The sequence below is a fragment of the Nostoc sp. EspVER01 genome (assembly GCF_034530635.1).
Classification (GTDB): domain Bacteria; phylum Cyanobacteriota; class Cyanobacteriia; order Cyanobacteriales; family Nostocaceae; genus Nostoc.
The window spans coordinates 72296-91664 of the sequence record NZ_JAVRCS010000020.1 but is presented as its reverse complement, the minus strand read 5'-3'; the positions used below and the strand labels follow the sequence as shown (position 1 = coordinate 91664).

Here is a 19369-nt window from a genome sequence, read left to right as displayed (position 1 = left end):
AAACTTTGGGGGCTAGCTAGCCTCGGATTAAATTTTTATGGCTGCACCTGAAGGGTGGTTGCTTCTGTTGCTGCCGTAAGGCTTAAATTTTAAGAATACCGAATGTATAAACACATTGAGTCTCTAATTCTAGAATAAAAATCTTTGGCTACTTTTGACGGAGTGTTTACAATTTGGTATCTAGCAACATCTAAGCCGCTAGAATGAATACAAAAACACTTAACGAGCAACCCAGAAGCATTACAAGCCGATATAGGGTAACGCTTATACTAATTAAGGAGTTGAAAAGCAGATGACACAAGCAATTCAGCCTCAACAACGCGGAATTCTGTTGAGCGAAGCCGCATTGCACCAGGTAAAATCCCTCCGGGACAAGCAAGGCACAGACTTCTGCTTACGGGTAGGAGTGCGTCAGGGTGGCTGTTCTGGGATGTCTTACATGATGGATTTTGAAGATACCAGCAAAATCACCCCTGATGATGAAGTTTTTGACTATGACGGCTTTAAAATTGTCAGCGATCGCAAGAGTTTGTTATATCTCTACGGTTTAATGCTCGATTACAGCGATGCCATGATTGGCGGTGGTTTCCAATTTACTAACCCCAATGCTAATCAAACTTGTGGTTGCGGCAAGTCATTTGGGGTGTAATATTGTCAGTTGTCCTTTGTCATTTGTCTTTTGCAAATGACCAATACTTCGACTACGCTCAGTACAAGTGGCTAATGACCAATGACTAATGACCAATGACTAATACAGTTGAATCCCTGTTTGATACAGGTTTAGAACGCTATAAAGCAGGAGAATCAGCAGAATCTTTAATCCCTGTATTTAAAGAAGTGTGCGATCGCGCTCCTAAAACTAGTGCTGCTTGGGTTTGTTTAGCATGGTTGTATCTACTCGACAACAAACCCAATTTGGCTTACAAAGCTGGACAGAAGGCAGTCAAGTTAAATCCCCAAGATCCCCAGGCTAGAATCAATCTCGCCTTAGCAATGCTGGAAACAAAGCAAAAAGGTTTGCGGGAACACATTGACATAGCACAGCAGTTGATATTTGTCAATGAAGAATGGAGCGATGAAATAAAAAATAGTATTGAGGACGGTTTAAGTAGAAAACCAGATTGGCAGAGTTTAACAAAAGTCAAAAATTGGCTGTTTGAAAAGTAAAAGATGGGGAGTGGGGAGTAAGAATTTTAGATTTGAGATTTTGGATTTTAGATTGAAATTTAATCCAAAATCTTAAATCCAAAATTGAATTGCCCCATTCCCAATTTCCCATTCCCCAATCCAATCATGAAAGATAAATTGTTAAATTGGCTAAACATGGTTTTAGTCGCCGATGTTTTTTTGGTTTTGTTTGGTTTTGGCTGGTTAGCGATCGCTGCGATCGGTGATGCCGCTGGAGTAAACTTGGGTTTAGATTTGTGGCATCAACTGTGGCAACCCTTGTTTAACCCCGCAATTGGCATTCTCATGGGCGGTGCAATTCTCAGCGGTATTATCAGTTGGGTTTCCAAAAAATTTCTTTCTAGTCAATAGTCAAAGAATAAGGCATGGGGCAATTCAATTTTGGATTTTGGATTTGAGATTTTGGATTAAATTTCGATCTAAAATCCAAAATCTAAAATTCTTGCTCCGCACTCCCTTTGAATCTATGTAAGAATTTGTGTTAATGCCGGTTGCAAATTAGGATATTTGTACTCAAAGCCTGTTTGCACAGTGCGTTTTGGGATAACTTGCTGACCTTCTAAAACTACTATAGCCCCGTCTCCTAAAAGAGCTTCGATCGCAAAAGCAGGAACAGGCAACCAAGAAGGTCGATTCATCACTTGTCCCAAAGCTTGGCTTAAATCTGCCATCCGAACTGGGTTAGGGGCAGTGGCATTATATACACCTTCTATTTCCGGTTTAGTTAAAGCTTGCAAAATCAGGTTAACTAAATCGTCTACGTGAATCCATGAGAACCACTGCCGACCACTGCCAATAGGCCCGCCAGCAAAGAGTTTGAAAGGCGGAATCATTTTACCTAAAGCACCACCATTGCCCAGAACAATTCCAAAACGCAGAATTACCAGTCGCACACCAGCATCTTTTACTTTTCTCGCTTCAGCTTCCCAGGCTTGGCAGACTTGGGCAAGAAAATCGTTACCAGATAGACTGGTTTCATCAAAGGTAGCCGTTTCACTGGTGCCGTAGTAGCCAATAGCTGAAGCGTTAATTAACACTGATGGTTGAGGATTAGCGTTGGCTATTGCTTCAACTATTTTTTGTGTACCTAACTTTCGGCTATTGAGGATTTCTTGTTTCCGTTCTGGTGTCCAGCGTCCTTCACCAATAGGTTCTCCTGCCAAATTAACTACGCCATCACAACTAGCGATGACACCTTGCCAAGAACCAGATGCATTTGGTGTATAGGCAACAATTTCTACATTAGGGAAAGCCTCAGAGGGAAAAACCTTTTGAGCAAAAGTGGTATTCCGAGTTAATACTACTGTTTTATGACCTTCCCCGTGTAATCGTTGTACCAAACGACTACCGACAAATCCTGTTGCCCCAGTAATTGCGACTTTCATTTTCTACCTCAGCCAAACCTTTATTGTAAAGTTTTTGATCAAACTTTCAGCTTACCAAAGAAGTCAGAGGGCAGGAGGCAGGAGGTCACTGAGCGTAGTCGAAGTGTCCTGCCTCTTCGTTGACTGTATATCTGTACCTGCTCTGAAAAACTTTGATTTTTTAATGACTTTATATTTAGATACTTCGGTATTATAGGATGGACGGAGTGTTGCAAGGCTTGGGGCTATTATGGCTCGCTATACCTGTTCATTTATTGTTTCTGTTCCTAGTGACCATCTGTTGCCGTTACTTGTAGAACTTCTACAGGACTGTCAGTTGGATATTCAATATCACACAGCCGAATATATTATCGGTCGTGAGGTTCCTGGAAATGTTCCTTTTCCTAAATTAATAACAGTAGAAGTACTGATTGATAAATCAAAATCTACTGAAACGGAAACTCGCATGAGTATTGTGATTAAAAATGAAGAACTACCAATTCACCTAGATAATTACTGCCGACAAATGTTTGAGTTAATCAAGCAATCTATTGAAAGTAGCCGTCATTGGCATTTGATTGAAAGTATTGCAGGATAAGCTTTGGTGATTGAATTGATACTCCCACGGCTTGAAGCTGTGGAAGTGTCAGACTGTAATTGGTAGTTATAATTCACTCGCTTACTCCTCTAAATCCTCGGCCATCCCGGGGTTTATTAGTGTAATATCATACTCACTCGAATCTGTTTGTCCTAAACGCTGAGTATTTCTTAAAAGGTAATAAATGGCACGTACTTGAGGCCCAAAAACGATCTCGTCTTCATTTCTGAGATCGTGGGCTGGTATCTTGCGTCCATTAATCATCAAACCATTAGAACTAGGCTTACCTTTGGCATCGCCATCTACAATCCGGTAATAGTAGCTATGACTATTATGCTCTCGTGGCAATCTCACTAATGTGGCATGGCGGCGGGAGACAAACTGCGACATTAAACGGATATTACATTCGCGGTCTCTACCAATAGAGTAGACGGGGTGCTCCAGAGAAAATTCTTTGCGACCTTGATCGTCTTCAATAATTAGTAGATGGTTTTCATTAGTTTCTGCTGCCATTGACAAATCGGTGGAACTGTAATTGATTAAGATTTGTTTAGTATCGTATCTTGCCATTTTCGCGCACCATCACTCTGTGGTGCTAATCTAAATAAGCTTTAAAATTGCATAATACCTTGAAAGAGTAGAACATGGCCGTTCTACTCCAGTAGCTATGATAGCTTTGGTAAGTGTCTTAATCTGAAGACTGACTCCTGAATTGTGTTTTGATAACCAAGATTTGTGCTGGCAAATTGGACTTGTAAAGGAGTTTTCTACGGGCGATGAGCGAATCGCCGTAATAATATTGAGTTGGTGACGACGCTAACAGAGCTAAAAGCCATTAATGCAGCAGCACCAGATGGGTTAAGCACAAAACCCAGACTAGGGAATAAAACACCTGCTGCTAAAGGAATGCCAAGTGTATTATATGCAAAAGCCCAGAATAAATTTTGGCGGATTTTGTTGAAAGTGGCCCGACTAAGCTGAATAGATTCGACGACATCGTTTAGGCGATCGCGCATTAAAATAATTTCAGCAGTTTCCATCGCCACATCTGTCCCGGAGTGTAAAGCAATTCCTACATCAGCTTGGGATAAAGCTGGAGCATCGTTGATTCCATCTCCTACCATTGCGACTACCGAGTGCTGAGTTAGGAGTGGGGAGTTAGGAGTTAAGAGTGAGGAGTTAGGAGTTTTCTTTGCCCCCTTGTCTCCTTGTCCCCCTTGTCCCCTTGTCCCTTCTAACTGGAGAGACTGTATTGCCGCCGCTTTTTTAGCTGGGGGAACACCTGCTATTACATCAGCGCTATCTAATCCTAGTTGTTTGGCTATGGCACTAGCTGCTTCTAGGCGATCGCCACTGAGCAACATTACCCGTAAGCCCATTTGACGCAACTTATCTACAGTGGATCGAGCATCCGATCTGAGGGTATCAGAAACACCAATTAGTCCGGCTAAAGTTCCGCCAATTGCTACACAAACGACTGTTTTACCATCTGTTGCTAAATCCTGTGCTACCTGTTGTGTGGTTTCGTTAATTGCAATGCCGTGCCAACTCAACCATTCCCAGTTACCCAACAATACAACTGTGCCCTCTACCACAGCAGATACCCCTAGCCCTGGTTCCGTGTGAAAGTCTACAGCCTCTGGAATCGATAACTGTTGCCGTTGTGCCTCTTGCTGAATCGCTTTTGCTAGGGGATGGTGAGTACCGCTTTCTACGGCTGCTGCTAGTTGAATTAGGGAGTAGGGTTGACTACTCCCTATTGCGCACTCGCCATTCCCCATTTCCTCAATTAACAGACAATCTGTGACAATGGGATTACCTGTGGTGAGAGTGCCAGTTTTATCAAATACTACGGTGTTTAACTGGTGTACTCTTTCTAAAACGTCGCCACCTTTGATTAACAAACCTCGTTCTGCGCCCATAGCAGTTCCCACGAGAATGGCTGTTGGTGTGGCAAGTCCCAAAGCACAGGGACAGGCGACTACCATAACTGCGATCGCTAGTTTTAAACTAATTAATAAGGGAGAGGAATGGGCGTTATGTGTAGCGTGGTTCATCATTTCCATACCACCAGACATGGTGATATCAGTCCAGATGTGAGTACCGAAAAAGTACCAAAATCCAAATGTTAAGACAGATGCCGTCAACACACCGTAGGTAAAGTAACCAGCTACTGTATCTGCTAATTTCTGTACTGGTGCTTTCCGAGTTTGTGCAGCTTCTACTAGGGCGACAATTTGAGCTAGAGTTGTATCACTTCCAATCCGGGTTGCCCGAATAGCGATCGCTCCTGACTGGTTTAGTGTCCCCCCTGTCACCATATCTCCTGGTTTTTTGATTACTGGTACTGATTCCCCAGTCAACATGGATTCATCAACCGTTGTTTGACCAACCACCACTTCACCATCAACGGGGATTTTATCGCCTGGTAGCACTTGTAAGCATTCACCGACACGCACTTGTTCAGCAGGAATCTCAACACTAGAAGAACCCATTCCGGCTTTTTCTGGGTTGGCGATTAATCGCGCTAAGAGTGGCTGGAGTGCTAGTAATTTCCTAAATGCAGCCGCCGCGCGACCTCTAGCTTGTTGCTCTAATGTCCTTCCTAAGAGAATAAAGCCCAGCATCATTACTGGCTCGTCAAAGAAGCATTCCCAACCCAATTGGGGAAAAAGCAACGCTACTAAACTTGCAATGTAGGCTGTCAGCGTTCCCAATCCCACTAGGGTGTTCATGTTAGGCGCATTTCGCCGCCAGCCCAGCCAGCCATCTACTAAAATCGGACGACCGGGAATTAACAGCGCTACTGTCGCCAGTCCACAGTGAAACCAGATGTTATTTAGCACTGGCAGCACTGAGCTACCAAGATTACCAAAATGTCCACTTCCCGACAATAATAGTAAGATTGCAGCGATCGCTAACTGCCATAGAGAAGAACGCATTTCTCGGCGTTGTCGTTCTGCTGGATCTGGTAAGGTCGATATTTCGCCTGCTACTGTGCCATTAGCTTTTCGGGGTTGAGTCGGGAATCCAACGGCTGTTAATCGCTGTGCCAGTGCATCTACATCTATTGCACCAACTTCTGACTCTACAACTGCTACCTCTGTGGCCAGGTTCACACAGGCACTCTTGACTCCTGGATGTTGGATCAGCTGTCGCTCTACTGCGTTCACACACCCAGCACACTTCATACCCCCAACATCTAAAATAATCTTCTCTAGGATTGGGTCAAGTTCTAGGGCTGGCTTAGTTTTCGGGACAAGTTGCATGGCTTGTGTTTAGATTCGCTACAGAAATTCAACGCCTGACTAAAAGCGTCTCTAATTCGAGCGTAGGCTAAATATGGAACTATGACTCAATGTCAACCATATTAAAATTATTAATTTATCGTACTTTGTTGGGCATGAACGACTATCGCTGTACTTAATTCAAGGTTCCAAGTTCCTAGATTTATCTGTAGAGTTTTTAATTTTTAATTTTTAATTTTTAATTCCCCTACAGGGGGTTGACAGTTCCAACGTCGATAAGTGACATAAATAATTGCTGCCACCTGTATTGGCGCGATCGCAATCAGGTTTTTGAAGAAATAGTTGATTTCTAAATGAGACATAACACTGAAATATCCTAAGCCTAACAAGAAGAATATTGCCCAATTAAGCTGTTTAGTTTTGAAAATAAGCATATCAATAAAAATAAATATAGGAGGTAGAAGTGCTATATAACTTCTGCTAAGGGTGAAGCGAAAGGGAAAAAGGATCTTTCTTTGGGTTGCTGCCCTTTATCCCTGCGCTTTTGCTGCAATCCTAAGCTTGGAAGTGGGTATCATTTTCTGCTTCCAGCAAGAAAGCTATTCTTGCACTAGAACCAGCCTTGCTTATTCACAAAATAGGTATTTACAAATCCTTCAGGGGATTTATTTAAGTAAATCATGCCTTCAATTAGACCTACAAGTTGCATAACTAACAAAGCAACGCCGTAGGTAAAAGAACCCCCAACTACAGAAATCACTAACATGATAAAGCCTTCCGAAGCGTATCCTAAAATAAACTTATGAACTCCGAATGCTCCCAGGATAATGCCACAGTAACCAGCGAGAAGTTGTTTGGTAGGGTGACTGGGGTTGAGATTTGCCATATAAGTGCTGCTCCTTGATAAGTGAGTATAAAAATAAAGTCTTTATTGTAATGGAAGCAAATACATTTACTTGCTTAATAAATAGATTTTTAATTTTTTCAGTCTGAGCAAGTCTCAAGATGAATAATTAAAATCAGCGTGCTTTTATTCCAGAGGAGACGCCAAGATGTCTTGCAGTTTAGACCGAACTGGCGCTCCTTGATGACTTTTGCTGGATTTGACGATCACAAACCCTGGTGCAGCAGTTTTGCAGATTTTTAGCTCAGAAATTTATCTTGAGCAGAATCAATCTTAAATAATCAGCAAAAGCTGCTACATACACCACTTTTTACAAGTCCATCAGTATTCTTTCCGGATGTTTTTGCGTAGGCGTAGCCCGCACTTCTCTACGAGACGCTGCGCGAACGGCTACGCTCAGTGACACCGTAGACATCGCAACAATGGCAAGACAACTGTGTGGCTAGTGGGAATCTAGAAGCGCAAAAGGCATCTTCCATATCTTTCTAACCGCTTTTTAGTTACCGATCCCCACTTCCATGAGCGCAAACCGGAATTGCATTCCAATTTATGACAGCTAAAAATGGTTCAAGAAGACAATTAACATCTCGAAAAATGGCTCAAATCTACCCGAATGAGAATAAATGCTTAACTAGATAGTTTGTTGTCTATGTTAATAGCATTCTTTAATTTGCTTTCGCCATTATCGTAATTGGGTTTTCAGCTAGTATTTATGCTTATAACCAATTATTACTAGTAAATTGTCTCTACCTATGGTGATAAAATCAGATATTTTTGTTTTTGGCAACAGTATTGTACTAGTATTAAGTGCTACCCAAAATGAATAAACTTAATAGCGTACCACTATTCCAAAGGCTGTGGAGGAGCATAGGAGCGAGGAGATTGCGCGATCGCGTGTAGACTACTCCCAAGACAATGCCCAATGCGGTCAGGGGGAGAATTTCCGATAAGCTGAGGTGAGCGATCGCAAACAACAAACTACTGATCAGAATCGATCCCCACACGGGTAAGTAACGAGTTAGAGAGGGTAACAAAAAACCACGAAATAGGATTTCTTCAAAAAATGGAGCTGCGATCGCAGCCGTAGAGAAAAATATACCAAGTGCGATACCATCTTGGCTTTCCAGGGCTAGTTGCAACAGAGGATTACTCCCGCCCTGTCCTTGCCATAGCTGCTGATTAATCAAAGATACCACCACAACTACAGGTAAAGCCGTGCAATAGCCTCCCAGTCCCCACAAAAACCAGTTATCTTGAAAACGGAAGCGAAACCAGAATTCTGGTAGTGGAAAAAAGCGCTTGAGAGAGAAATACAGTACTAACAGCGCACCTAATGCCACCAAGAAGTAACTAACCAACACAGAAAATGCCTGAAGTCGTACATCTACAATGGGACGCGGGATAGGTAGCAGTGATATCACCAAAGGTACAAAAATTTGCCCCATGAAGAAAAAGCCAATGATAAAAACCTGCAAAACCGTTTCACCACCCCAAGGCGTTGACCAAGGGATATCAGCATTTTGAGCTAATAACGAGGCTTTTCCTTTCAACAAGCGTTGAGCAAATAATAAAATCAGCAGTATTAGACCAATTAAAGCTGCCAAGGTGGGAATAGTGCCAATAACTGCCAATTTAACAACTGCTTGAGCAGAAGATTCTTGTTGTGCGGCTTTTACTGCTGATAACGCATCTTGTCGTTGCTGAAGTTGGTATAACTTAACCAAAGCAGTAGAGCGAAACCAACCTTCTAAATTCTTTTGAATTGGTTCTTGAGCATTTGGGAGGATACGAGGAGGATTGCTCCACAGTCCAGTCAATACAGCGGCGGTTTCCCAAAACCCTGAATTAATATCTGAGCGTTGTTGTAATTCGCTCCAAGTCTTGAAGGCTGTATCTGTCTGTCCTTGCTGTGCTTGTAAGATTCCCAAACGCAGGTCTAATTCAGCCAGTAATTTTTGTAATTGCTTAAAAGACTGCTGTAACTGTTGCTGTCCCTGTTTAGAAGTTTTAATAGTGGGAGGAGCGTCTGGTAGAGGTTTCGGAGGCGTGGGAGTTATTTCAGCTTGAGAGCGTAATTGTGCAAGTTTGTTGTTAACTTTGTCTAAATTAGCTTGAACTGATTGACGCGCCTCCTGATACTGCTTTGTAGCGCTTTCTAGGGGTTGCTCACCAAGTATTGCTTCCCGAATGGTCTGGAGTTTGTCATCACCGCTATCTTCTGATTGCCAAGCTTGGGCTTGTAAAGCAATATTTGTTTGGTATAGTTCCAAACGACTTTGAAATTGAGGTTCTTGCCAACTGCCGAATAAAGCCGAAACTGCTAACAGAACTGCTATCGGCGTCATCACAAAAAATAAAACCAACCGCTTGAGTGTCATCTATCCCCCTTTAACTGACCAGTGGAGAGCGCGTCCCCCTTGGGAATTATCGCAATAAAAAGTCAGAGGTGGATAGATATCATCAATATTAAAGGAATCTAGCAATTACTCCTTTGATTAATTTCAAGTTGTGTATTTTTTAGTACTCAAAATTTATAAATAATGAAGAGTGAAGAATCAAAATTTTAATCCTTGACTCTTCACTCTTCATTCTATATTTCTAAGATTCTCTTCCCGATGCCCAAGTATCACGCCATTTGACAGTACCTTCTTTCGCAATCACCCAGCGGCGATTTACGAGATTTTCGCGCAGAGGCGATCGCCCTTCCCGCCACATGGCATATTTATAAGCAATTAGCTTACCAGCACTTTCATCAAAGGGAATCTCGGCAAACCAAGTATTGGTGTTGATGTACTCTAGGGGATAGGCTTTGCTGATATCCCAGTTACCTAACTCTGGGCAATCTCCTGTCACCACAATGATTTCACCAGGTTGGGTCTCTACGCCATTGAGTTGGACGCGGACAATTGTTTGTGCTTTTATCCGTTCGCCAACGTGGCTGAAAACAATCACTCCCCGTTCTTCTAGTACTAGGTCATAAATCTTGCCATCTTTCACCTCATACTTGTTGCGAGTCACCACGCAGGTATGTTCGCCATCGGGTAATTCTGTTTCTACTTCTGGGAGAGTAACTTCTCCTCCCCGGTTTAAAGCGACAAAACACGCAGAGTCACGATAGCGGCGTACATAGCAGTAAACATCCGGTGTTAAGTATTTTTGCCAGTGGCTACCCATTGACACGGCTGGATTCAGTCGTCGTAAGCCAGACAGCAGTCTAATGCAACGATAAATCTCACTCTCAGTATCCCAATTTTCCATCATTGGGCGGTTGTACGGGTCGTTACCGCCATCAGTGTCGTTATGCAGATACTGTTCTGTGCCGTAATATATGCAGGGAATGCCGCGACAGGTCATAATTAAAGCGATCGCAACCTTCAGCATCGCTGGATCGGGATTCAGCGATTGGAAACGGCACATATCATGGTTATCAATGAAGGTAACTAGCTCTGTTGCCCCGTTGTAGCAATGATCTTGGTCAAAAATATATTGAATTGTTTGGAATCCCATTTCTGAACCTTGCCCTAGTGCAGCTCGAATTGCCACGCATAACCCAAAGTCCAGAAGTGTCATGCCTGAGTGATTGGCAAATTCCACTGAGCGATCGTCAGTTGGATTACTATAAATCCATTCACCAAAAATGAATACATCTGGTTTGTGATTGCTCATCTCGCCAGTGAATTCTTGCCAAAACCAGATCGGCATATGCTTGACAGTATCCACCCGCAGTGCATCCACACCCCGGTCTAGCCATTGTTTAATTGCTGACTTAATATACTCTCGATATTCAGTATTATTTTCATTAAAGGTTGCTAGACCAGCTAGTTCACAGTTTTGTACTTGCCAATCATCTTCCCAATTTTGCACTTCGCCATAGTGGTGATACCAATGATTGACATCATCATTGAAATCAGCAATTTTGACACCATCATCATACAATTCACCTTTACTACCGCTAGTATCAGGTGTGCTATGGTTGCAGACAATATCCAGCACTAGCTTCATATTGCGCTTGTGCATTTCTGTAATTAACCGATCGAAAGTTGTATTTTTCTCTTCTTGAGTGGCGTTTAAAGAAGGGTTCTCTCCCTCCGCAATGAATCGAGGATTAATCCGTTTAAAGTCTTTTGTCCAATAGCCATGTATTGCTGCATTGCCAACAAATAACTCTTCAACCTGCTCGAACAGAGGAGTTAACCAAAGAGCGGTAACTCCCATATTTTTGAGATAATCTAATTTATCGATAACACCTTGCAAGTCGCCACCCCAGTACTTACCCCAATCTTGTCTAGTTGGATCGTACAGTTCTGAGTTTGCACCTTCGCTATTATCTGGATCGCCATCATAAAAGCGATCGACTACGAGAAAATAAATTGTTTCCTGACGAAATTCAATATCTCTGGTGTAAAGGAACTCTAGAGCAATCTCAATATCTAACTGCGGTTCTTGTATAAGAGCTTCTACATTTTCCTTTGCAGGATCTACTTTATATTGATCTGGTGAAAACTGGGATGGTGGGGTTTGTACCATAAAAAACTCAAAATTTCATCTAATTCACACTTGCAGAACCAACACTACAACGTTTCAAGTATTGTGTGTCACTACAAACTTCGGTATTGTGACATCCTGCCTACGGTGTAGGTATCTATCGCTAGCTAGTTTATAATTCTATCGGTAGATATAATTCATCTGCTAGAGGATAAAAATAAAGGAATATAGCAGTTATTAATGATAATTGCTGGGTTACAAAAATTTACAATATTTAATTAAATTGACTTGCGGTAAATATTGAGCCTAGCTCGTGTTTAAGTGTATATTCGACAACAGATTTTAGAAAACCTCAACTCCTGGGAAATTAGTTGTCAATGAAGTTTTGTTACACCTGAGCAATACTGAGTAAACCACGTATAAGCCAACTTTTTCTCTAGAAGATTCGCTCCATTGGTAAACTGACCATTGTCACTTTCAATCTGTTATTACTATCAAGGAATTAATTTAGGTAGCAATTATGACCAAGTATGACAAGGTTTTTAACTCACCAAAGACATCAGAGGAATCACTAAGTCCAGAGGAAGCAGTGGCGGCGATCGCAACTGTGACTGCGATCGCTGATTCATTTATTGAAGAGGTAGATGCAGAAAGTTTAGCGGGTATCCTCTGGGAATTCGAGGTTTTCGAGGAATACTCAGAAGATGAAATTGCAGAAATAGTTGATAGACTCATCTCCATTGCCGAAGAAGAGGGAATTGGGCCCCTGTTTAATGCCGCCAAAGTATCTCTCTCAGATGAATTAGTGCTAGATGGTTTTGCTGCTGGGGTAATAGTGCTTTTAGACGATGACCTCGCCATCCCCAAACCAAAACAAGCCTACCTGAAAAAGCTACAAGCAGCTTTAGAACTTGAGGATGAAGAAGCAGAGGAAATCATCAAGGAGGTAATTGCAGCCTTTAAAGAAGCAGAAGAGGAAGAATATGCAGACGATGATGATGATGAAACAGTGGTCATCGAAGATTTTAGCGAACAGACCTATCAATCCCCTTTAGGTAATTTTACCGTGCCAATTCCGGTTGATCCGCAGCAGGGCGGTAGAATTCAAAGCCAGGAAGGAGTAGTTGGCTTTTCTGATGACATCGGTACTTTACTGAGAATCGATTATTATCCTTTCCCCCTAGAACAGTTAGAGGAATTGGAGTCTGTTGGACAAGAAGAATATTTACAAACAATTTTAGTAGATAAGTATGTACCTCAAGCGATTTTTGCCAATGTACCAGATGCTTCTGTGGAATATACTGAATATCTGGAAAATACTTTGCGAGGTGCTTACTACGTATTAATTGATATGCCCAAAGGTTCCACAATTTCTAAGCAAGAAAATAATGGAACTGCGATCAGATTAGATGCGTACCGGGGTTTGCTCACCTTTATCAGTGGTGAATTTTTGTATATAGTTAGTAGTCAGCACAGCTTTATCAACGGCGAAACTCCTGATTCTGTTGAGGAAGAGGCTGAAGACATCAAAGAAAGTATTTTAGAGTTTGTTGAGACTATAGAGTTCGCTTAGTACAGTATTTCATTCATTCGTAGCGAAGTAAATTTTGCAGGATTCTGCGATGCCAATGCATCGACTTGCATTAGATACAGCAGAATTCAGAATTCAGAAGTCAGAATGAGCTGCGCCCCGCTGCGCTAACAGAAGTCAAACAGGCTTTGTACCTGGCTTTGAGACTTAGTATGTGTACTTCACTAAGCTAATCGTCATTCATTTTTCTAGAATGATTCGCTTGTAGTAAGGGCTTCAGCCCTGCTTTTATGCAACTTAAATGCCGATTAGCTTAACTTGAAATCCACTGTATGTGCTGAAAAAGAATGGAGGGACGTAGCACTGCTACGTCTCTACAAGGGTTCATGATAACGCATATTTAATTTCACCAGAGTATATTCGCCCTGGCTTCGCTTATGTGATGTACATTTGGAAAGGGCAATGTCTGACGACAAGTTCGGAGAAGACAACAAGTCTCCGGCTCTGCACTGGGTGTCTACGCTAATAATTTTTCATGACAATAACCCTGCTAAACAATCGCTATCAAGTTATCCAGGTAATCGGCGCTGGTGGGTTTGGCGAAACCTTTCTAGCAGAAGATGTCCATATGCCTTCTCGCCGTCGCTGTGTAATCAAGCAACTAAAACCAATAACCAATAATGACCCGCAAACCTACCAACTTATCCAACAACGGTTTGAACGGGAAGCCGCAACCTTGGAGTATTTGGGTGAAAGTAGTCACCAAATTCCCAAACTCTACGCCTACTTTTCTGAAAACGGGCAGTTTTACCTCGTCCAAGAATGGATTCACGGTCAAACCCTGACAAAAATTGTCGAAGCCAAAGGATTTGAGAGTGAAACTGCTGTTCGGCAAATTCTCTTGAGTCTGCTTTCAGTTTTAGATTATGTCCATAGCAAAGGCATTATTCACCGGGATATCAAGCCAGATAACATTATTCTGCGTTCTGTTGATAACGAGCCAGTTTTGATTGATTTTGGTGCAGTCAAAGAAACAATCCGTTCAGTGGTGAATTCTCCAGGATACCCCACGCGATCGCTTGTTATTGGTACGCCGGGATATATGCCTAGCGAACAAGCCGTTGGCCGCCCAGTTTACGCCACTGATATCTACAGCTTAGGTTTAACGGCAATTTATCTGCTGACTGGCAAACACCCGCAAGAACTAGTAACCGATTTAAAAACTGGGGAAATACTTTGGCAGCAGCACGCCCCTACCGTTTCTTCTCAATTGGCAGCAGTACTCAATCAGGCAATTAAGCCTCATGCTGGCGATCGCTACAGTACTGCCAGTAAAATGCTATATGCCTTGCAGTCTGCTACTAATATACCTCCTGAGTTAACTACAAATACTCCCACAGTTAGTTTTTCTCCCAATGCATCGACTCGACAAACTCAGCCATTATATTCTCCGCAAAACAATTCTGCGATTCCAGGTTCTTCCAATCCTGGAAACTGGCAAAAATCTGCTGTGATTATTGGTAGTTTGCTCATAGGTGGGTTGATTGGTGCAGTAGCAATTCCTAGCATCATTCGTCAGCAACAACCAGAAACAAACATTGCCACAAGTTCCACGCCATCGCCAGAATCTTTTCCCGCTCCTGCATCTACTGAACCGCCCGTTTCCTCCCAAACATCTCCAGTTCCAGTTATCCCTAGCTCACCACCACGACAGCGGCCAACCTCTAATCCCCCAGTTATACCCATACCACAGCCAGAAAAAGAGCCTATAACTTCAGAGACTCCAGCACCGATAGTAGTATCCACACCACAACCAGAACCAGAGAATGAGGCAAGTTCAGTTCCCACACCAGAAGCGCGTTCCACACCACAAAACAAGCCGCGCAGTAAATTAGCTGCCACTGCCAGCAGACAAAGCGTTCCCGCATTCCCTACAGGTACAACAAGAAACATTGTAGAAGCTACCCTCGGCAAACCAAATCAAGATTTAAGAGGCGCATGGGGCAACACTCGTGCTGTCGTTTACAAACTTGTACCAAACAAAATTGACCTTGGCTACTTATTCGATCGTAATTCTAAAAGGCTGCGTCAAACTGAGGTATCTTTTGCCCAGTCGGTAGACCTAGAAGTAATGGAAACTACCTTAAATGGAATGTTAGCAGGGCAAGCCACTGAAGAAATTAAGCAAGGACTCAAACAGGTACAACAGCGCCAATCTGATAATTTTAGTTTTAAAAATGGCTCAGTCAAGGGTCAAATTATCCGCCAAGAATGTAATTTTATTTACATCAGCATTTGGGATGCAGATTTACATGATTTTGTAAATCCATCTACAGCCAAACAGTGTTAATTTTCTGGCAAACACCATTCTCAAAAGTTAGATTTTTGTATCCTAGAAGACAGACTCAGGATTCAATATAGTGATTCAAAAACTGACTTTATTTGGCTACAATCAAGATAATTTCAGTCTTCTCAAACACAAAAACCCAATTTTTAGAATTAGTGTATTTGTTTTCTAGATTTTACAACTAAATCGATAAAAACCTGTCTTTCCCATGCCTAATTCCCCATACCCATTGTCAAACTGAGTTTCAAATTCTTAATCTTCATAAAGTTATAAATACCATTATTAAGTTTTTAATAATACTTGTCTCAGCTTCTACATTCATGTCGTAAAGTGCGATTGGAATTGTGTAATCTGAAGACAGCAAAGCTAAATTAATTCAATTGAGGTCTGATGACTCCTACAATCATGCGTCAGCTTTGGTCAGTGGTTGAAACCGCTCAAGCCAAGCTCCTTTTACAACTGGATGATGCTAGCTTGGTGCAGTGGTTAGTGAAACAAACCGAAACGCAAGTGTTGTTAGATTCTAACGAAACTGATTTTCTTAGCCACTACATTCAATCTCGACTAGCCCTTATACGCGATCTTGCCCATGAACGCCAGTGTTCATGATTGCAAAATCAAGATAAATAGATTGATCGTCAAGCGTTATTACTGTTGACTATTAGCTTTTTGGGACAAATAACCTTCCACTAAGCAGTCAGAGCCGACTACACGCCAACGAACACGTTCTAAAGACAACGCCTCAGTCATGGTAGTAAAACCTAAATCGCCCACTGGTGTGGGAGCAATACTACCACCAATGATTTTTGGGGCAATAAATGCTAAAACTTTTTGCACTGCTCCTTGAGCGATCGCACTAGCAGCTAAAGTACCACCACACTCCCACAGCACGCTACAAAAACCTCGTTCATATAAGTACGCCATTGCTTTATCCGGCGTAAGTGACGCTAATTCCACCACCTCCACACCCTGCTTGAGCAACAGTTCTTGAAAGTTGGGGTTAGCACCCTTCTGTGTCAACACCAAAGTTGGAGCATCCGCAGTTTGCCACAGATGGGCACTTTCCGGTAAGTTGAGATGGCGACTCATCACCACCCGCAGGGGATTATGTGCCCCTACCTGATGGCTGGTTAAATAAGGATTATCTTGTCGGACTGTATTACCGCCGACAATTATGGCATCACAAGCCGCCCGCACTAGATGTACTTCGCTGCGGGCTTCTTGGCTTGTCACCCAAGCGCTATGACCAGAGGTAGTAGCAATTTTGCCGTCTAAAGTCATGGCATATTTTAAAATCCCCATAGGTCGCTTATAGAGAATGCGATGCACAAAAGCTTCATTTAGCTGACGACAAGCTGACTCTTCTACTCCGACCAACACTTCGATTCCCGCCGCCCGTAAACGGGCGATGCCACCTCCAGCTACCAGCGGATTGGGGTCAACCATACCCACTACTACTTTTGCCACCCCTGCTTCGATCAATCCTTCCGAACAAGGGGGAGTACGTCCGTAGTGATTACAAGGTTCGAGGCTGACATAAATTGTTGCACCACGAGAGCGATCACCTGCTGCTTTTAAGGCAAACACTTCTGCATGAGGCTCACCTGCGCGAGGATGAAATCCTTCGCCAACAATCTCGCCATCCTTAACAATCACCGCTCCCACTAGCGGATTTGGCGAAGTCCGCCCTAAAGCGCGACGGGCCAGTTCCAAACACCGCAGCATCATGCGAGAGTCAAAGTCAGTTCCTACCTTTGGCTTCGGTGGTGAATTCGAGCCAGTTGCTGACTCCACTATTGGTGTATTTTCCTGAGTGTAATTTGGTAAGGATGCATCTGCTTGAGCGACCACTGGGGAATTATCCATAATTTTAGGCAACACTGTAAATATTCTGCACGCGATCGCGCAGCCTCTCCACAAGAGAATCGCGCTTTGCTCCTGATAATTAAACAGTAATATCTAGGCGCTATTATTGGCTCTCTCAACTTACATGAGTCTGTAATATTCATACTTACAGTTCACTGTAGCTTGAATCCATATTGCCAGAGGTTGCCCAAATTCCATAAAAATTTAGGTTACAGGGTACAAAAGATAATTTTTTTACTGTCACCTGTAACCTATTCCCTTCCTAACTCTTGTACAGACACGATTAATCGCATCTCTACTCCTAACTCTTGTACAGATGCGATTAATCGCGTATCTAACTCCCTTTACTATTGCTCCAACAATTTCATCCGCTGCCACCAAAGATTCAGGGGATAATAGACCACAGGTGCCCATAGACTACTCAGAATGGCAGAGGCAAGAGCGACGCGCTGATAATATGTCCAAATATCTGTCACTTTGCGCTCATTGCCGAGCAAAGTTAATTGCAACCCAAAGATAGTTTCTGCTAAAACTGCCAAAACAAAAACAATTACAGCAATCGAAATAAAATCTTCTTCGATAAAACGCTGTTTCTGAAGCAGAGCAGTTAAAGCCCCCACAATACCTAAACTGATGGCATGAGTCGGGCTAGGTGATGTCATCGAATCTTGAAGTAGCCCCAGAACTATACCTGCCAATGCTCCGGCAAACACCGTGCGCTTCACACTCCAAGCTACCACCCAAATTAACAGCCAGTTAGGGCCAATTCCCAACAATTCCATACCTGGGAATCGGGTTGGTAATAATAGTAAACATAATAGTACAGAACTAGCCGTCACGATCCAACCCAACAACTGACGTATACCGGGATGCAAACGAGCAAGCGGCTGGATTCGGAATTTCGATTTTCGCTCTGACGATTTTGGCTTTTTCTGCCTGCTACCACCAAATGCAGGAATCTTCATTTTTCTATGGATTTTTTCAAAGAATTTACTTAGACTTTTGCGGCACTTGATTTGCCGACTCTTGGTTTTCTGGCTTGGGATAAACAGCTACCCAATCGAGAGAGCGGATTGGCGGAAAAAGCTCAATTTTCGCCACTGATGCCGGAAGTTTCTTTAAATCCAGCGACTTAATTCGTCCTACTGCCAAGCCAGATGGAAATTTCTGACTGTAAGTAGATGTGGAGACTAAATCTCCTACTTTGACATTTGGAACTTTTTCATAAAACTCCAATACAGCTTCAGCAGAAGAATCTCCTCGCAAAACGCCTTTAGCTGCTGTGCGGCTAACTGATACACCCACTTGACTCTTGAGGTCACTGATTAACAACACCCGGCTAGTATTGGGAGTTACACTCTCCACCAGACCAACCAATCCGCCTTCTGCCTTGACTACGAAGCCTTCCTGAATCCCTGCATTCGCACCGCGATTCAGCGTAACTTGTTGCCACCATTGGTCAGCACTACGTCCTACAACCCGTGCTGGAATTGGTCGTGATGCCAGCGGCTCTTTTTCCACATAGCCTAATAAATCTTGTAACTTTGTCTTTTGACTTTCCAAATCTACTATACGGGTTTGCAATTCCATCATCCGGGCATCTCTGAGACGTTCTTCTGGAGTTGGCCCTGACTGCAACATCTCTAATGGACGAGTAATTGCTTGGTATGTCTCAAGCACTAGTTCACCTTGAGTCTGCCGCAATATCCAAGCACTACCAAGTGCTAAAGCTAACAACCCAATTTGCAACCCTTTACGATCCCACCAACGCCGTATTGTCACCATATATACCTGTATGTATTTATATAAATTAAGTTCTACTTGGATTCTATTTATAT

At 42.7% G+C, this 19369-nt stretch carries 17 protein-coding genes; 7 read left to right on the top strand and 10 right to left on the bottom strand.

Features of this window, described 5'->3' with window-relative positions; genetic code table 11:
• The first annotated feature begins 292 nt into the window (after positions 1 to 292).
• From RMX69_RS17885 to RMX69_RS17875, 3 genes are all read left to right on the top strand, one after another.
• Complete coding sequence (locus tag RMX69_RS17885; RefSeq protein ID WP_289798876.1) at positions 293 to 649, top strand: iron-sulfur cluster assembly accessory protein; 357 nt, start codon at positions 293 to 295, stop codon at positions 647 to 649.
• Positions 650 to 744: 95 nt separating this feature from the next.
• Positions 745 to 1167 (top strand): tetratricopeptide repeat protein, encoded by a 423-nt coding sequence (locus RMX69_RS17880; RefSeq protein ID WP_194045447.1) that lies wholly within the window; start codon positions 745 to 747, stop codon positions 1165 to 1167.
• Positions 1168 to 1293: 126 nt separating this feature from the next.
• Positions 1294 to 1539 (top strand): hypothetical protein, encoded by a 246-nt coding sequence (locus tag RMX69_RS17875; protein ID WP_094352470.1) that lies wholly within the window; start codon positions 1294 to 1296, stop codon positions 1537 to 1539.
• 113 nt (positions 1540 to 1652) lie between these two features.
• Here RMX69_RS17875 and RMX69_RS17870 read toward each other — a convergent pair whose 3' ends face one another.
• Entirely contained in the window at positions 1653 to 2573 is a 921-nt protein-coding gene (locus RMX69_RS17870; RefSeq protein ID WP_322638255.1) for a TIGR01777 family oxidoreductase, read from the bottom strand.
• 229 nt (positions 2574 to 2802) lie between these two features.
• On the opposite strand from RMX69_RS17870, the gene RMX69_RS17865 reads away from it, so the two are divergent.
• Positions 2803 to 3150: a hypothetical protein gene (locus tag RMX69_RS17865; RefSeq protein ID WP_289798874.1), complete on the top strand. Its 348-nt coding sequence runs from the start codon at positions 2803 to 2805 to the stop codon at positions 3148 to 3150.
• A gap of 81 nt (positions 3151 to 3231) precedes the next feature.
• On the opposite strand, the gene RMX69_RS17860 is transcribed toward RMX69_RS17865, so the two are convergent.
• The 6 genes from RMX69_RS17860 to RMX69_RS17835 all read right to left on the bottom strand — a co-directional run bounded on the left by RMX69_RS17860 (position 3232) and on the right by RMX69_RS17835 (position 11829).
• Positions 3232 to 3720, bottom strand: a complete 489-nt coding sequence (locus RMX69_RS17860; RefSeq protein WP_094352473.1) for an FHA domain-containing protein — start codon at positions 3718 to 3720, stop codon at positions 3232 to 3234.
• A gap of 197 nt (positions 3721 to 3917) precedes the next feature.
• Positions 3918 to 6419, bottom strand: a complete 2502-nt coding sequence (locus tag RMX69_RS17855; protein ID WP_289798873.1) for a heavy metal translocating P-type ATPase — start codon at positions 6417 to 6419, stop codon at positions 3918 to 3920.
• 203 nt (positions 6420 to 6622) lie between these two features.
• Positions 6623 to 6760: a hypothetical protein gene (locus RMX69_RS17850; protein ID WP_322638254.1), complete on the bottom strand. Its 138-nt coding sequence runs from the start codon at positions 6758 to 6760 to the stop codon at positions 6623 to 6625.
• Positions 6761 to 7008: 248 nt separating this feature from the next.
• On the bottom strand, positions 7009 to 7284 hold the full coding sequence (locus tag RMX69_RS17845; RefSeq protein ID WP_289798872.1) for a TM2 domain-containing protein: 276 nt from the start codon (positions 7282 to 7284) through the stop codon (positions 7009 to 7011).
• Positions 7285 to 8105: 821 nt separating this feature from the next.
• On the bottom strand, positions 8106 to 9680 hold the full coding sequence (locus RMX69_RS17840; RefSeq protein ID WP_289798871.1) for a CPBP family intramembrane glutamic endopeptidase: 1575 nt from the start codon (positions 9678 to 9680) through the stop codon (positions 8106 to 8108).
• 220 nt (positions 9681 to 9900) lie between these two features.
• Positions 9901 to 11829, bottom strand: a complete 1929-nt coding sequence (locus tag RMX69_RS17835) for an alpha-amylase family glycosyl hydrolase (protein ID WP_289798868.1) — start codon at positions 11827 to 11829, stop codon at positions 9901 to 9903.
• A 478-nt stretch (positions 11830 to 12307) separates the two neighbouring features.
• Here RMX69_RS17835 and RMX69_RS17830 point away from each other — a divergent pair, with 478 nt between their 5' ends.
• The 3 genes from RMX69_RS17830 (at position 12308) to RMX69_RS17820 (ending at position 16274) form a co-directional block, all read left to right on the top strand.
• Entirely contained in the window at positions 12308 to 13360 is a 1053-nt protein-coding gene (locus RMX69_RS17830) for a hypothetical protein (protein WP_322638253.1), read from the top strand.
• A gap of 493 nt (positions 13361 to 13853) precedes the next feature.
• Positions 13854 to 15668, top strand: coding sequence for a protein kinase domain-containing protein (locus RMX69_RS17825; RefSeq protein ID WP_322638252.1), 1815 nt, complete (start codon positions 13854 to 13856; stop codon positions 15666 to 15668).
• A gap of 387 nt (positions 15669 to 16055) precedes the next feature.
• Positions 16056 to 16274, top strand: a complete 219-nt coding sequence (locus tag RMX69_RS17820; protein WP_292740664.1) for a hypothetical protein — start codon at positions 16056 to 16058, stop codon at positions 16272 to 16274.
• Between the two features lie 39 nt (positions 16275 to 16313).
• Here RMX69_RS17820 and ribD read toward each other — a convergent pair whose 3' ends face one another.
• The 3 genes from ribD to mreC form a co-directional block, all read right to left on the bottom strand.
• On the bottom strand, positions 16314 to 17531 hold the full coding sequence (gene ribD, locus RMX69_RS17815) for a bifunctional diaminohydroxyphosphoribosylaminopyrimidine deaminase/5-amino-6-(5-phosphoribosylamino)uracil reductase RibD (protein WP_322638274.1): 1218 nt from the start codon (positions 17529 to 17531) through the stop codon (positions 16314 to 16316).
• A gap of 347 nt (positions 17532 to 17878) precedes the next feature.
• Positions 17879 to 18496 carry a rod shape-determining protein MreD gene (gene mreD / locus RMX69_RS17810; RefSeq protein WP_289798865.1) on the bottom strand — a complete coding sequence of 206 codons (618 nt, stop codon included), beginning with the start codon at positions 18494 to 18496 and terminating at the stop codon, positions 17879 to 17881.
• Between the two features lie 25 nt (positions 18497 to 18521).
• Positions 18522 to 19316 (bottom strand): rod shape-determining protein MreC, encoded by a 795-nt coding sequence (gene mreC / locus RMX69_RS17805; protein WP_322638251.1) that lies wholly within the window; start codon positions 19314 to 19316, stop codon positions 18522 to 18524.
• Between the last annotated feature and the right edge of the window lie 53 nt (positions 19317 to 19369).